The organism is Prauserella halophila (genome assembly GCF_024171895.1).
GTDB lineage: Bacteria > Actinomycetota > Actinomycetes > Mycobacteriales > Pseudonocardiaceae > Prauserella > Prauserella halophila.
This window is the reverse complement of sequence record NZ_JAMTCQ010000011.1, coordinates 492,151-504,935: the sequence shown is the minus strand read 5'-3', so window position 1 is coordinate 504,935 and position 12,785 is coordinate 492,151. Positions and strand designations below refer to the sequence as shown.

Annotated in this window: 12 protein-coding genes; all 12 read left to right on the top strand. The window is 72.9% G+C overall.

Annotated elements, in window-relative coordinates:
* Positions 1–737: methionine adenosyltransferase (gene metK, locus LY41_RS17175; RefSeq protein ID WP_253865037.1), on the top strand; the 737-nt coding region annotated here is incomplete at its 5' end.
* A 227-nt stretch (positions 738–964) separates the two neighbouring features.
* Entirely contained in the window at positions 965–2,098 is a 1,134-nt protein-coding gene (locus LY41_RS17170) for an acyltransferase family protein (RefSeq protein ID WP_372493302.1), read from the top strand.
* Positions 2,099–2,123: 25 nt separating this feature from the next.
* Positions 2,124–4,505 carry a primosomal protein N' gene (locus tag LY41_RS17165; protein ID WP_253865036.1) on the top strand — a complete coding sequence of 794 codons (2,382 nt, stop codon included), beginning with the start codon at positions 2,124–2,126 and terminating at the stop codon, positions 4,503–4,505.
* Between the two features lie 61 nt (positions 4,506–4,566).
* Complete coding sequence (gene fmt / locus LY41_RS17160) at positions 4,567–5,532, top strand: methionyl-tRNA formyltransferase (RefSeq protein ID WP_253865035.1); 966 nt, start codon at positions 4,567–4,569, stop codon at positions 5,530–5,532.
* Entirely contained in the window at positions 5,529–7,238 is a 1,710-nt protein-coding gene (locus LY41_RS17155) for an RsmB/NOP family class I SAM-dependent RNA methyltransferase (protein WP_253865034.1), read from the top strand. The genes fmt and LY41_RS17155 overlap by 4 nt, the downstream gene beginning before the upstream one ends.
* 28 nt (positions 7,239–7,266) lie before the next feature.
* A complete protein-coding gene (locus LY41_RS17150) occupies positions 7,267–7,803 on the top strand; it encodes an HFCD family protein (protein WP_253865033.1) in 537 nt (178 codons plus the stop codon).
* Between the two features lie 111 nt (positions 7,804–7,914).
* A complete protein-coding gene (gene rpe, locus LY41_RS17145) occupies positions 7,915–8,589 on the top strand; it encodes a ribulose-phosphate 3-epimerase (RefSeq protein WP_253865074.1) in 675 nt (224 codons plus the stop codon).
* An 85-nt stretch (positions 8,590–8,674) separates the two neighbouring features.
* Complete coding sequence (ribD, locus tag LY41_RS17140; protein ID WP_253865032.1) at positions 8,675–9,682, top strand: bifunctional diaminohydroxyphosphoribosylaminopyrimidine deaminase/5-amino-6-(5-phosphoribosylamino)uracil reductase RibD; 1,008 nt, start codon at positions 8,675–8,677, stop codon at positions 9,680–9,682.
* A 1-nt stretch (position 9,683) separates the two neighbouring features.
* Positions 9,684–10,310 (top strand): riboflavin synthase, encoded by a 627-nt coding sequence (locus LY41_RS17135; protein ID WP_253865031.1) that lies wholly within the window; start codon positions 9,684–9,686, stop codon positions 10,308–10,310.
* 1 nt (position 10,311) lies between these two features.
* The gene (locus LY41_RS17130) at positions 10,312–11,670 is read left to right on the top strand and encodes a bifunctional 3,4-dihydroxy-2-butanone-4-phosphate synthase/GTP cyclohydrolase II (RefSeq protein ID WP_253865030.1); all 1,359 of its coding nucleotides are present in this window, start codon (positions 10,312–10,314) and stop codon (positions 11,668–11,670) included.
* Positions 11,667–12,176 (top strand): 6,7-dimethyl-8-ribityllumazine synthase, encoded by a 510-nt coding sequence (gene ribH, locus LY41_RS17125; RefSeq protein WP_253865029.1) that lies wholly within the window; start codon positions 11,667–11,669, stop codon positions 12,174–12,176. The genes LY41_RS17130 and ribH overlap by 4 nt, the downstream gene beginning before the upstream one ends.
* 50 nt (positions 12,177–12,226) lie before the next feature.
* On the top strand, positions 12,227–12,697 hold the full coding sequence (locus LY41_RS17120; protein ID WP_253865073.1) for a PH domain-containing protein: 471 nt from the start codon (positions 12,227–12,229) through the stop codon (positions 12,695–12,697).
* The last annotated feature ends 88 nt before the right edge of the window (positions 12,698–12,785 follow it).

Genomic DNA, 12,785 nt, shown 5'->3' with positions numbered 1-12,785 from the left:
CGCACCGGTTGTCGTTGCGGTTGTCGCAGGTGCGGAAGAACGGCACGGTGCCGTATTTGCGTGCGGATGGGAAGACGCAGGTCACGATCGAGTACGACAAGGACAAGCCGGTCCGGTTGGACACGGTGGTGTTGTCGTCGCAGCATGCTGAGGGTATCGATCTGGACAAGCAGCTTGCGGCGGATGTGCAGAAGTATGTGATTGATCCGGAGATCGAGGATCTGGGTCTGCAGGCGGAGAACCCGAACATTTTGATCAATCCGACGGGCCGGTTCGTGGTCGGTGGTCCGATGGGTGATGCGGGTCTGACGGGTCGGAAGATCATTGTCGACACGTATGGCGGGATGGCCCGTCATGGTGGTGGCGCGTTCTCGGGTAAGGACCCGTCGAAGGTGGACCGGTCCGCGGCGTATGCGACGCGGTGGGTGGCCAAGAACGTGGTGGCTGCCGGTCTGGCGGATCGGGCCGAGGTGCAGGTCGCCTATGCGATCGGTAAGGCGGCTCCGGTGGGGCTGTTCGTGGAGACGTTCGGGACGGAGAAGATCGCGCCGGAGAAGATCCAGGCGGCGATCAACGAGGTGTTCGATCTGCGTCCGGCGGCGATCATCCGGGATCTGGATCTGCTGCGGCCGATCTATGCGCAGACCGCGGCGTATGGCCACTTCGGCCGTCCGGACGCGAACCTGCCGTGGGAGAACACCAACCGCGCCGACGACCTGCTCCACAGCGTCGGTTGAGGTGCCATAACGTCGGTTGAAGCGTCACAGCGTCGGTTGAGGCACTGAGCCGTGTGCTGACACCGTGTCGCCGGTCGAGTGACGGCAACACGATTCAGCGGTGGTCGTCCGGGGTGGACCCGGACGACCGCATCGCTGTGTGTGAGGTCGTCCGGGTGAGATCCGGGACACGCCGCGGACCTGCCGCCCGTACGGGTGAGACGGTGCCTTACGCTACGGAACTTGTGGTGAGTACGCAGGGATCACAGGACGTGGCGTCCGGGGCCTCCGGCCCCGCGCCGCAGCCCGCGCGGGGCACCCGGTACATCAGCTGGGACGCCATCCGCGTGCTCGGCATCGCCGCGGTGCTGGCGTTCCACGCCACGTTCCTCACCCCGCACACGCTGCCCGGATACGACATGCCGCCCGGGCCGCTGCAGATGGACTTCCCGTTCGGCGCCTCGCTGCTGATCGTCATCTCCGGCTATTTCGCCGCGATGACCGTCGGCAGGAAACCACCACTGCGGTGGTGGCTGCGACGGCTCGCGCGGCTGTTGCCGGCATTCTTCGTCGCGGTGGTCGTGATCTTCGTGGCGAGCCTGGTGCTGCATCCCGAGGGTTTCTACCGGCCGTCCTACACCGACCTCGTCGGCAACCTCGCGCTGCTGCCGAACCTGCTCGACGGCGTGGAGTACATCGACAGGGCCCACTGGACGGTGCCGATCCAGGTGTGCGGCTTCACCGCGATCGCGCTGCTGGCCTGGAAGGGCCGCGTGCGCGGGCGCGCGGCGACGGCGGTCATGTGGGGCGTGCTGCTGTTGCCGCTCGCGCTGCGGTACCTGTTCATGGGTCCCGGCCGGATCCCGCCGGAATGGGTCAGCATGCTCATGGACGGCACGGGTCTTGCCCGGGCGCATCTGCTGATCGCCGGCGTGGCGATCTTCCGGTGGTCGAAACAGCGCATCACCTTCACCCAGCTGCTGCTGATGCTGGTGGTCGTGCTCGTGGCCCACACGAAGCACCCGCCGCCCGGCGACTCCGTGGTGGCGTTCGCGGTGGCGCTGGTGCTGATCAGCGTGGCCGCCTACCAGCCGGTGTGGGACGCGCCGCTGCTGACGAATCTCGCCAGGCCGATCCGTTGGCTGGGCGGCATCTCGTACGGCGTGTACCTGATGCACTATGTCATGGGCTCGCTCGTCGCCCGTCACCTCGCCGACCTCGGCGTACCGTGGTTCGGCTGGATTCCCGCGTACGTGGCGGTCGCCGTGCTGCTGGGCTGGGCATTGACCCGATGGGTCGAACAACCCGCGTTCACCCTGCTGAACCGTGGCATCGACGCGCTCCCGTCGCGGACGCCGGGTGCAGCGCGCTCCGGAGGGTGACCACCGCTCTGGTAGAGAAGACGGCGTGAGCAGTCCCGAACCGACCCCGCTGTGGGAACTGGACGACCTGCCCGCGCCGAAGCCGGGCCGGGCGAGCGGTTCCGGCGCGTCCGGAGGGGCAGACGAGTCCGGAGGGGCGGGCGCGGCCGCGGGCGGCGTGGGGCGCACCACCGGCGACCGCAGCGGTGGCAAGGGCGGCACTCGCAAGGGTGACGGTCGCAAGGGTGACGGTCGCAAGGATGTCGGTGGTAAGGGCGGCCGGAACAGCACCAAGGGGCGCAAACAACCCGCCGACCGCGATCCGATCGCCCGCGTGGCGGTCGACGTACCGCTGCCGCATCTGGACCGGACATTCGACTACCAGGTGCCCGCGGAATTCGACGAGCGCGCCGTCGCGGGCTGCCGGGTACGGGTGCGGTTCGCGGGCAGGCTGGTCGACGGGTTCGTCGTCGAACGGGCCGCCACGACCGAGCACCGCGGCAGGCTCGCGTTCCTCGAACGGGTCGTCTCCAGCGAGGTGGTCCTCACCCCGCAGCTGGCCGCACTGTGCCGCTCGGTCGCCGACCGCTACGGCGGTACGTTCATGGACGTCGCCCGGCTGGCGATCCCGCCGCGGCACGCCACCGCCGAGGCCGAGGCCGTGGGCGCAGGCGGCGCGGGCGGTGCTCCGGACGGCGCGGACTCCGGGGACGAGGGCGACCGGGACGATGCCGCCGAGACGGCCGGCAGGGCGGCACCGGACACCACCGCGCCGGACACCACCGCGCCGGACATTCCGGCGTCGGACGCACCGGCGCGGGACATCACGGCACCGGATACCACGGCACCGGACACCACGGCGTGGGAGCGGTACCGGTGGGGGCCGTCGTACGTCGGTGCGCTGACTGCGGGACGGGTGGCGAACGCGGTGTGGCAGGCGCTGCCGGGGGAGGACTGGCCCCGGCGGCTCGCCGAACTCGCCGCCACCGTGGCCGCGGCGGGCCGGGGCGCCGTGCTCGTCGTGCCCGACCACCGGGACGTGACGCGGCTGGCGGCCGCGTGCGCCGAACTGGCCGGTCCGGAGGTGGTGACCGCGCTGTCGGCCGACCTGGGACCCGCGGAACGGTACCGCCGGTGGCTGGCGGTGAAACGCGGCGCGGCACGCATCGCCGTCGGCACGCGCGCCGCCATGTTCGCCCCCGTGCACGATCCCGCCCTGTACGTCGTGTGGGACGACGGCGACGATCTGCACGCCGATCCGCACATGCCGTATCCGCAGGTGCGGGACGTGCTGATGCTGCGTGCGCACAGCGACCGCGCGTCGCTGCTGGTCGGCGGGTTCGCCCGGACCGCCGAGGCGCAACTGCTGCTCGAGTCCGGCTGGGCGCAGCCGCTCGTGGCCCCGCGGGAGCAGCTGCGCTCGCGGGCCCCGAGGGTGACGCCGACCGGTGAGGACTTCGACGTCGCGCGGGACGAGGCGGCGCACGCGGCCCGGCTGCCCGCGGTGGCGTTCGAAGCCGCGCGGGCGGGCCTGAAGGCCGGGGCTCCGGTCCTGGTGCAGGTACCTCGGCGCGGCTACGTACCGGGGCTCGCGTGCGCGCACTGCCGCACGCGGGCGCGGTGCCGGCACTGCGCCGGGCCACTGGCGCTGCCGGGAGGAGGGGAGGCGGGCTCGCCGCGCTGCCGGTGGTGCGGGGTGACCGACGCGTCGTTCCGCTGCTCGGCGTGCGGGTCGGTGCGCCTGCGCGCGGTCGTCATCGGGTCGAAACGGACGGCCGAGGAGCTGGGCAGGGCCTTCGCGGGCGCCCCCGTGCGGACGTCGGGCGGTGGCGAGGTGCTGGACGAGGTGCCCGCGGCGCCCGCGATCGTCGTGGCGACCCCGGGAGCCGAACCGGTCGCCGAGGGCGGCTACGGCGCGGCGCTGCTGCTCGACGGCTGGGCCCTGCTGGGCAGGGAGGACCTGCGCGCGTCCGAGGAGGCGCTGCGCCGGTGGATGGCCGCGGCCGCCCTGGTGCGCCCGGCGGCCGACGGTGGCCGCGTGATCGTCGGTGCCGAGGCCGGGGTGCCGGTCGTGCAGGCGCTCGTGCGGTGGGATCCGGGCTGGCTCGCGGAATCGGAACTCGCCGAACGCCGGGAACTTGGCTTCCCGCCCGCGGTGCGCATGGCCAGCATCGACGCTGCGCCGGACGCCCTCGCCGCGGCGCTCGACGAGCTCGCGCCGCCCGACAGCGCGGAGATCCTCGGCCCGGTGCCGCTCGGCGAGGTCGACGAGGACGGCAACGCCGAGCGGGAGCGGGCGCTGGTGCGCGTCCCTCGCGGCGACGGCCGCGCGCTCGCCGCGGCGGTGCACACGCTCAACGCCGTCCGCGGCGCACGCAAGGAGGAGGATCAGGTGCGGACCCGGCTCGACCCCCTCGACCTCATCTGATGCCCGGGCGGCGCTCTAGACTGGCGGGGATGATCGCACCGCTGACCCGTGCGGGCGGCCGATGAGGCTCGTCTTCGCCGGCACCCCGGAACCCGCCGTCCCCGCGCTCCGCGCGCTGCTCGCCTCCCGGCACGACGTCGTCGCCGTCGTCACCCGACCGGACGCTCCCGCGGGCCGGGGCCGCACGCTCGTGCGCTCCCCGGTCGGCGCGCTGGCCGACGAGCACGGCATCGAGGTGCTCACGCCGACCCGCGCGGACGACCCGCAGTTCCTGGCGCGGCTCGCCGAGCTGGCGCCCGACGCCTGCCCGGTGGTGGCCTACGGCGCGCTGCTGAAGCAGGACGCACTCGACGTCCCCGCCCACGGCTGGGTGAATCTGCACTTCTCGCTGCTGCCCGCATGGCGCGGCGCCGCCCCGGTGCAGGCCGCCGTCGGCGCGGGCGACGAGTACACGGGCGCGTCGACGTTCCGCATCGTGCCCGAACTCGACGCCGGCCCCGTGTTCGGCGTGGTGACCGAGCGCATCGGTGCCACCGACACCGCGGGCGCACTGCTCGGCAGGCTCGCCGAATCGGGTGCGGACCTCATGGTGTCCACGATGGACGGGATCGAGGACGGCACCGTCACCGCCGTGGAGCAACCCGCCGACGGGGTGAGCCACGCACCCAAGGTCACCGTCGACGACGCGCGGGTGCGGTTCGACCGGCCCGCGCTCGCCGTCGACCGGCACATTCGCGCGGTGACGCCGGAACCGGGCGCGTGGGCGGAGTTCCGCGGCGCGCGGTGCAAGCTCGGCCCGGTGCGGCCACTCGGCGACAGCGGTGCGGACGACGGCGGTGCGGACGACGGCGGCGACACCCCGGAGCTGGCGCCCGGCGAGCTGCTGGTGGAGCGCAAGCGCGTACTGGTGGGCACGGCCACTGCACCCCTCGAACTCGGCGAGGTGCAGGCACAGGGCAAGAAACGGATGGCGGCGACCGACTGGGCTCGCGGCACGAGGATCGAGCACGGGGAGCGCCTCACATGAGCGACGACGGCACGGGCCGTGGCGACGACGGCAGCAACCACGGCGACCGCGGCGACCACAGCAACCGCGGCAACGGTGGCAACGGCAACGGTGGCAACGGCGGTACGAACGGCGGCGGTACGAACGACGGCAAGAGCGGCGGCGGCAAGAGCGGTGACGGCGGCAACGGCCACCGCAGCGGCAAGCATGTCGGCGGCAGGCAGGGCGGCGGCCGGGGTGACGGCCGCGGCGGCGGCCGGGGCGGCCGAGGGGGCCGCGGTGCCAGGCCCCAGGACGATCGGCAGCGCAGGCAGGGCGGCGGACGGCCCGAGCGCGGCAGGCGGCCCGCGACGCGGAAGGAGGGCCCGCGCAAACCGCCCGTCGACGACCCGGCACGCCGGGTCGCGTTCGATGCCCTGCAGGCCGTCAGCGAACGCGATGCCTACGCGAACCTGATCCTGCCGGAGCTGCTGCGGGAGCGTCGCATCTCCGGTCGTGATGCCGCACTGGCGACCGAGCTCACCTACGGCACCGCACGCGCGACCGGACTGCTCGACGAGATCATCGCGTCCTGTGTGGACCGCCCGCTGTCCGACGTGGACGGCGCCGTGCTCGACGGGCTCCGGCTCGGTGCGTATCAGCTGTTGCGCACCAGGATCCCGCCGCATGCGGCCGTGGACTCCGCGGTGGAGATCGTCCGCGATGTCGCCGGTTCGCACGTTGCCGGGTTCGTCAACGCCGTGCTGCGGAAGGTGTCCGATCAGGACGAGCAGGCGTGGGTCACACAGTTGGCCCCCGACGCCGAGACGGACCGGATCGGCAATCTCGCGATGCGCACGTCCCACCCCCGGTGGATCGCGCGGGCATTCGCCGAGGCGCTCGGCGACACCGGTGACGAACTGGAAACGGCGCTCCGGGCCGACGATGCGCGCCCCGAGGTGCACCTGCTCGCGCGGCCGGGTGAGATCAGTGCCGACGAGCTCGCCGCCGTCACCGGTGGGGACGTGGCGCCGTACTCGCCGTACGGCGTGCACCTGCCTGCGGGCAGCGGCGACCTGGCCGCGTCGGAACCGCTGGCCGAGCACCTCGCGGCCGTGCAGGACGAAGGCAGCCAACTCGTCACGCTCGCGGCCGTGGGCGCGCCCGTCGACGGTTCCGATGCGCGCTGGCTCGATCTGTGCGCCGGCCCGGGCGGCAAGGCGACCCTGCTCGGCTGTCTGGCCGCGACCGCCGAGCACGAGGTGGCCGTCGACGCCGTCGAGGTCGCCGATCACCGCGCACGGCTCGTCGAACACGCCGTGTCGGGACTGCCCGTGACCGTGCACCGCGGCGACGGGCGGGATCCCGGGCTCGACGGCGGCTACGACCGGGTGCTCGTCGACGCGCCGTGCAGTGGACTCGGCGCGCTGCGGCGGCGTCCGGAATCCCGGTGGCGCAGGCAGCAGAGCGATGTCGCGGATCTGACGAAATTGCAGGCCGAACTGCTCGAATCCGCGTTCCGGCTGGTACGGCCGGGAGGGATCGTGGCCTACGTCGTGTGCTCGCCGCACCTGGCCGAGGCGGAGGGGGCGTTCACCACGGCCGTCCGGCGCGCGGGAGCCGAACCCGTCGACGCGCGGGAGTTCTTCCCCGGGATGCCGCTGCTCGGTGACGGTCCCACGGTGCAGCTGTGGCCGCACCGGCACGGCACCGACGCCATGTTCTGCGGACTCGCCCGCGCCACGTGAGCACCGCGTGAGCGCCGAGGAGTACCGCGTGAGCACCGAGGCGAGCGCGCCGCCGGAGCGGGAGCGGGGCTGCCTGGGTCTCGTCGCGTCGGCCTGCGGCGGAGTGGAGGATCGGCTGGCCGCCGAGCTGGCCGAACCCGCGGCCGAGCGGGGCTGGCGGCTGGCCGTCACACTGACGCCCACCGCGGCGTCGTGGTTCGACGACCGGCAGTTCGCGCGACTGCAGGCGACCACCGACCTCGACGTCCGGTGGCTCTCCCGGCTGCCCGGCGTGCCGCGTCCGCATCCGGACCCCGAGGCGTTCGTCGCCGCGCCGGCGAGTGCGGGTTCGGTGGCGAAACTCGCACTCGGCCTGGCCGACAATCAGGCGCTGACCGTGCTCGGTGACGCCGTCGGCGCGGTGCCGATGGTCGTCGGCCACCGGGTGGGGCCGACCCGGCCCGCCCATCCGGCATGGCAGGGTCACCTCGATGCGCTGGCCGGCGCCGGGGTGGACGTCACGTCGCTCGGTGCCGCCCCGTGGACGGAGCTGCTGGACCGCCTGCCGCGGCCCGGCGTCCGGTGAACGCGGCGGTGCGGCCCACATCACGTCCGGCGCGGCGAACACCGCCCCGGACGGTTGCGGCGGGTGCGGCTGCCTAGGATTCGCGGTGTGGCCTCTCAACCGCTTCACCCGCTGATCGCACCGAGCATCCTGTCCGCCGACTTCGCCCGACTCGGCGAGGAGGTCGCGGCCGTCGCCCGTGACGGCGAGACCCGGGCCGACTGGGTGCACGTCGACGTGATGGACAACCACTTCGTCCCCAACCTCACCCTCGGCCTCCCTGTCGTCGAGTCGCTCCGGAAGGTCAGTGAGGTGCCGCTCGACTGCCACCTCATGATCGAGGACCCCGACCGGTGGGCGCCCGGTTATGCCGAGGCGGGCGCGTACAACGTCACGGTCCACGCCGAGGCGGCCCGCGAGCCGGTGATGCTGGCGAAGAACCTGCGGGCTGCGGGGGCGAAGGCGGGCCTGTCGATCAAGCCGGGCACACCGCTCGAACCGCACCTCGACACGCTCAAGCACTACGACACGCTGCTGGTCATGTCGGTCGAACCGGGCTTCGGCGGCCAGTCGTTCATCCCGGACGTGCTCGAGAAGGTGCGCACGGCGCGCCGCCTCGTCGACACCGGGCACCTCACACTCGTCGTCGAAATCGACGGCGGCATCAACGCGAGCACGATCGAGCAGGCCGCCGAGGCCGGGGTCGACTGCTTCGTGGCCGGATCCGCCGTCTACGGCGCCGAGGATCCCGGCAGGGCCGTCGCGGCGCTGCGGGACCAGGCGGCCTGCGCACGCTCGGCGCACTGACGTGCCGACGGGACCGGCCGGCGGCGGCGCCGGGACAGGTGACGCGGGGACGGGTGACGCCGGAACAGTGGCGGCGGAGGCGGCCATGGCGGCGGCGCTGGCGTCGAGCGAGGACGTACGCGGTACGACGAGTCCGAACCCGCCCGTCGGAGCGGTGATCCTCGACGCCGAGGGCGCGGTCGTGGGCAGGGGTGCCACCCGGCCTCCCGGCGGGCCGCACGCCGAGGTGATGGCGCTGCGTGAGGCGGGGGAGCGGGCGCGGGGCGGCACCGCGTACGTGACGCTCGAACCGTGCGGGCACCGGGGCCGCACCCCGCCGTGCGCGCAGGCGTTGCGCGAGGCCGGGGTCGCCGCGGTGCGGTACGCGGTCGCCGACCCCAACCCGCCGGCCGCGGGCGGCGCCGAGGTGCTGCGTGCGGCGGGCGTGGACGTGGCAGGCGGGCTGCTGGCCGACGAGGTCGCGGGCGGGCCGCTGCGTGCGTGGCTGCACTCGGTACGCACCGGCAGGCCACACGTCACGTGGAAGTACGCCGCCACGCTCGACGGCCGCGTCGCCGCCGCCGACGGCACGAGCCGGTGGATCTCCGGGCCCGAGTCCCGCGCCGAGGTGCACCGCATCCGCGCGGCGGCCGATGCCGTCGTCGCGGGCACGGGAACGGTCCTGGCCGACGACGCGTGGCTCACCGCCCGCGGCGCCGACGGCGACCCGGCCGATCGCCAGCCGCTGCGCGTCGTCGTCGGCGCGCGGGAAATACCCCACGCCGCACGCGTGTTGGACGACGCGGCTCCGACACTGCACCTGCGCACGCGGGACCCGCGTGCGGTGCTGGCCGAGCTGGCCGAGCGCGAGGTCGTCGACGTGCTGCTCGAAGGCGGGCCGACCCTGGCGGGGGCCTTCGCCGGGGCGGGCATGATCGACCGGGTCGTGGGATACGTCGCGCCTGCGCTGCTCGGCGCCGGGCCGACGGCGCTCGGCCCGGCGGGCGTGTCGACCATCACCGAAGCCCACCGGTGGCGTGTCGAAGGGGTCACCATGAGTGGGGACGACGTGCGGATCACGGCCGTACCGGCCGCAGGTGAAGGAGGACCCTGACGTGTTCACGGGCATCGTGGAGGAACTCGGCGAGATCACGGCCGTCGAGCAGAGCGGTGACGCCGCGCGGATGCGCGTCCGCGGTCCGGTGGTGACCGGCGATGCGAAGCACGGGGACTCGATCGCGGTGAACGGAGTGTGCCTGACGGTGGTCGACGTCGACGGCGACGAGTTCACCGTCGACGTCGTGCACGAGACGCTCGAGCGCAGCAGCCTCGCCAAGGCCGAGGTGGGACGCGGCGTGAACCTCGAGCGGGCGATGGCGGCGAACGGCCGGTTCGGCGGGCACGTCATGCAGGGCCACGTCGACGGCACGGGGGTGTTCCTGCACCGCGACGCCGACGATCTGACGCACTTCGCGTTCCCGCCGCGGCTCGGGCGCTACATCGTGGCGAAGGGGTCCGTCGCGATCGACGGGGTGTCGCTGACGGTCGCGAGCGTCTCGCCCGAGGAGCTGACGATCGCGCTCGTCCCGACGACGCTGTCGCTGACCACGCTCGGCCGTACCGCACCGGGCGACGTGGTGAACGTCGAGGTGGACGTCCTCGCCAAGTATGTCGAGAAGCAGACCGCCGGCGGAACATCGTCGCTGTCGGTGGACAATGGCGGTGGCAAGGAGGACGGGTGACATGACAGAGACGTCAGAGGCGTGGCAGGCGGGCGCGGGCGCATCGGCGGGGTTCGACCTCGAGTCGATCGAGCTGGCCATCCAGGACATCGCCGACGGTAAGGCCGTCGTCGTGGTCGACGACGAGGACCGCGAGAACGAGGGCGATCTGATCTTCGCCGCCGAGAAGGTGACGCCGGAGCTGCTGGCGTTCATGGTGCGGTACACGTCCGGCTACGTGTGCGTGTCGCTGACCGGCGAGGACTGTGAGCGGCTCGACCTGCCGCCGATGTTCCACTCCAACCAGGACGTGCGCGGCACCGCGTACACCGTGACGGTCGATGCCGCCGAGGGCATCGGCACCGGCATCTCCGCCACCGACCGGGCGCACACGATCTCGCTGCTCGCGGACTCGGCGACGGGCCCGAAGGACGTCAAGCGCCCCGGGCATGTCGTGCCGTTGCGCGCCAAGGACGGTGGCGTCCTGCGCAGGCCCGGCCACACCGAGGCGGGCGTCGACCTCGCGCGCCTGGCCGGCCTCGCTCCGGCCGGCGTGCTGTGCGAGATCGTGTCGCAGAAGAACGACGGCGACATGGCCCAGCGCGACGAGCTCGAGGTGTTCGCCGCCGATCACGACCTGCGGCTGATCACGATCGCGGACCTGATCGCCTATCGCAGGCGGATGGAGAAGCAGGTCGAGCGGGTGGCCGAGGCGCGGATCCCGCTCGCGGCGGGCACCTTCCGCTCGATCGGCTACGACAGCCTGCTCGACGGTATCGAGCACGTCGCGTTCGTCTACGGCGAGATCGGTGACGGTGAGGACGTTCTGGTGCGGGTGCACTCGGAATGTCTCACCGGCGACGTGTTCGGCTCGCTGCGCTGTGACTGCGGTCCGCAGCTGCAGGCGGCGCTGCGAGCGGTCGCCGAGGAGGGGCGCGGCGTCGTGCTCTACATCCGCGGTCACGAGGGCCGGGGGATCGGCCTGCTGCACAAGCTGCAGGCGTACCAGTTGCAGGACGACGGCGCCGACACCGTGGATGCGAACCTTCAGCTGGGCGTGCCCGCCGACGCGCGCGACTACGGCACGGGTGCACAGATCCTCACCGACATCGGGGTGCGGTCGATGCGCCTGCTGACCAACAATCCGACCAAGCGGGTCGGGCTGGAAGGTTACGGCCTGCGCGTGACGGGCAGGGTGGCGTTGCCGGTGTCACCGAACCCGGAGAACCTGCGGTACCTGGAGACCAAACGCGACCGCATGGGTCATGAACTGGCGCAACTGGAGAATGCGGACGACGTCGGCGCGGGCCTGGCCGAGTTCGGCCGTGCCGGCACCGGCGCGGCCGGCACGGGAACGGAAGACGGTGGTGGACAGCCGTGAGTGGCGAAGGACGGCCGGAGGAGGACGCCGAGGCACTGCGCGAGTGCGACAACCTGCGCCTCGCGATCGCGGTGACCCGGTGGCACTCGACGATCACCGACAGTCTGCTCGACAACGCGTTGCGTGCGGCGTCGGCGGCGAAGCTGGCCGACGACCCGACGGTGGTGCGCGTGGCGGGCGGGATCGAGCTGCCCGTGGTGGCGCAGGCGCTGGCCAGGGGGCACGATGCGGTCGTGGCGCTCGGCGTGGTGATCCGCGGCGGCACTCCGCATTTCGAGTACGTGTGCGATGCCGTGACGGCGGGTCTGACGCGGGTGGCGCTCGACGAGTCGACGCCCGTCGGCAACGGGGTGCTGACGTGTGACACCGAGCAGCAGGCCCTCGACCGCGCAGGCCTGGCCGATTCGGTCGAGAACAAGGGACGCGAGGCCACTGTCGCCGCGCTGACGACGGCCGGCGTGCTGCGGGGGCTGCGACAGCCCTGGACCGAACGGGGCTTCGTGTGACCACGGGTGACCAGATGACCACGGGTGACCAGATGACCACGGGTGACCAGATGACGAGGGATTCCGGCAACGGCGCACGCGACGGCGACGACGTGGTCGTGGCCCGGCCGCGGCGGACCGCCTGGATGGGCGGGGTGCTCGGCGTCGCGCTGCTGGCGGTGTTCACGGTCGTGGCCGTGCTGTTGCGCGGGTCCGACAGCGGCGCGATCTTCCACCTCAGCGACCAGATCGCGATGGTGTTCGTCGGCCTGTTGCTGGGGCTGGCGTGTGCCTCGTTCGGCACCCCGAAGGTGCGCGCCGATTCCCGCGGCATCGACGTCCGCAACGTCGGCATCACGAGGCACTTCGACTGGGACGAGGTGCTGTCGGTGAGTTTCCCGGACGGTGCGTCGTTCGCGCGTCTCGAATTGCCCGACGACGAGTACTACCCGCTGCTGGCGGTGCAGGCCGTCGACCGGCACCGTGCCGTCGAGGCGGTGCGCGGGCTGCGCAGGCTGCACCGCCGCGCCGGACAGGACTGACCAGCGCCGGACAGGACCGACCGGGCCGGACAGGACTGACCAGCGCCGGACAGTGTTGATCAGCGCCGGACAGGACCGACCGGGCCGC

What these genes read in the sequence shown, in the direction of transcription:
- fmt (WP_253865035.1), top strand. Translation starts at nt 4,567, where the DNA reads ATGAGGCTCGTCTTCGCCGGCACCCCGGAACCCGCCGTCCCCGCGCTC.
- LY41_RS17155 (WP_253865034.1), top strand. Translation starts at nt 5,529, where the DNA reads ATGAGCGACGACGGCACGGGCCGTGGCGACGACGGCAGCAACCACGGC.
- ribD (WP_253865032.1), top strand. Translation starts at nt 8,675, where the DNA reads ATGGCGGCGGCGCTGGCGTCGAGCGAGGACGTACGCGGTACGACGAGT.
- LY41_RS17130 (WP_253865030.1), top strand. Translation starts at nt 10,312, where the DNA reads ATGACAGAGACGTCAGAGGCGTGGCAGGCGGGCGCGGGCGCATCGGCG.
- LY41_RS17120 (WP_253865073.1), top strand. Translation starts at nt 12,227, where the DNA reads ATGACGAGGGATTCCGGCAACGGCGCACGCGACGGCGACGACGTGGTC.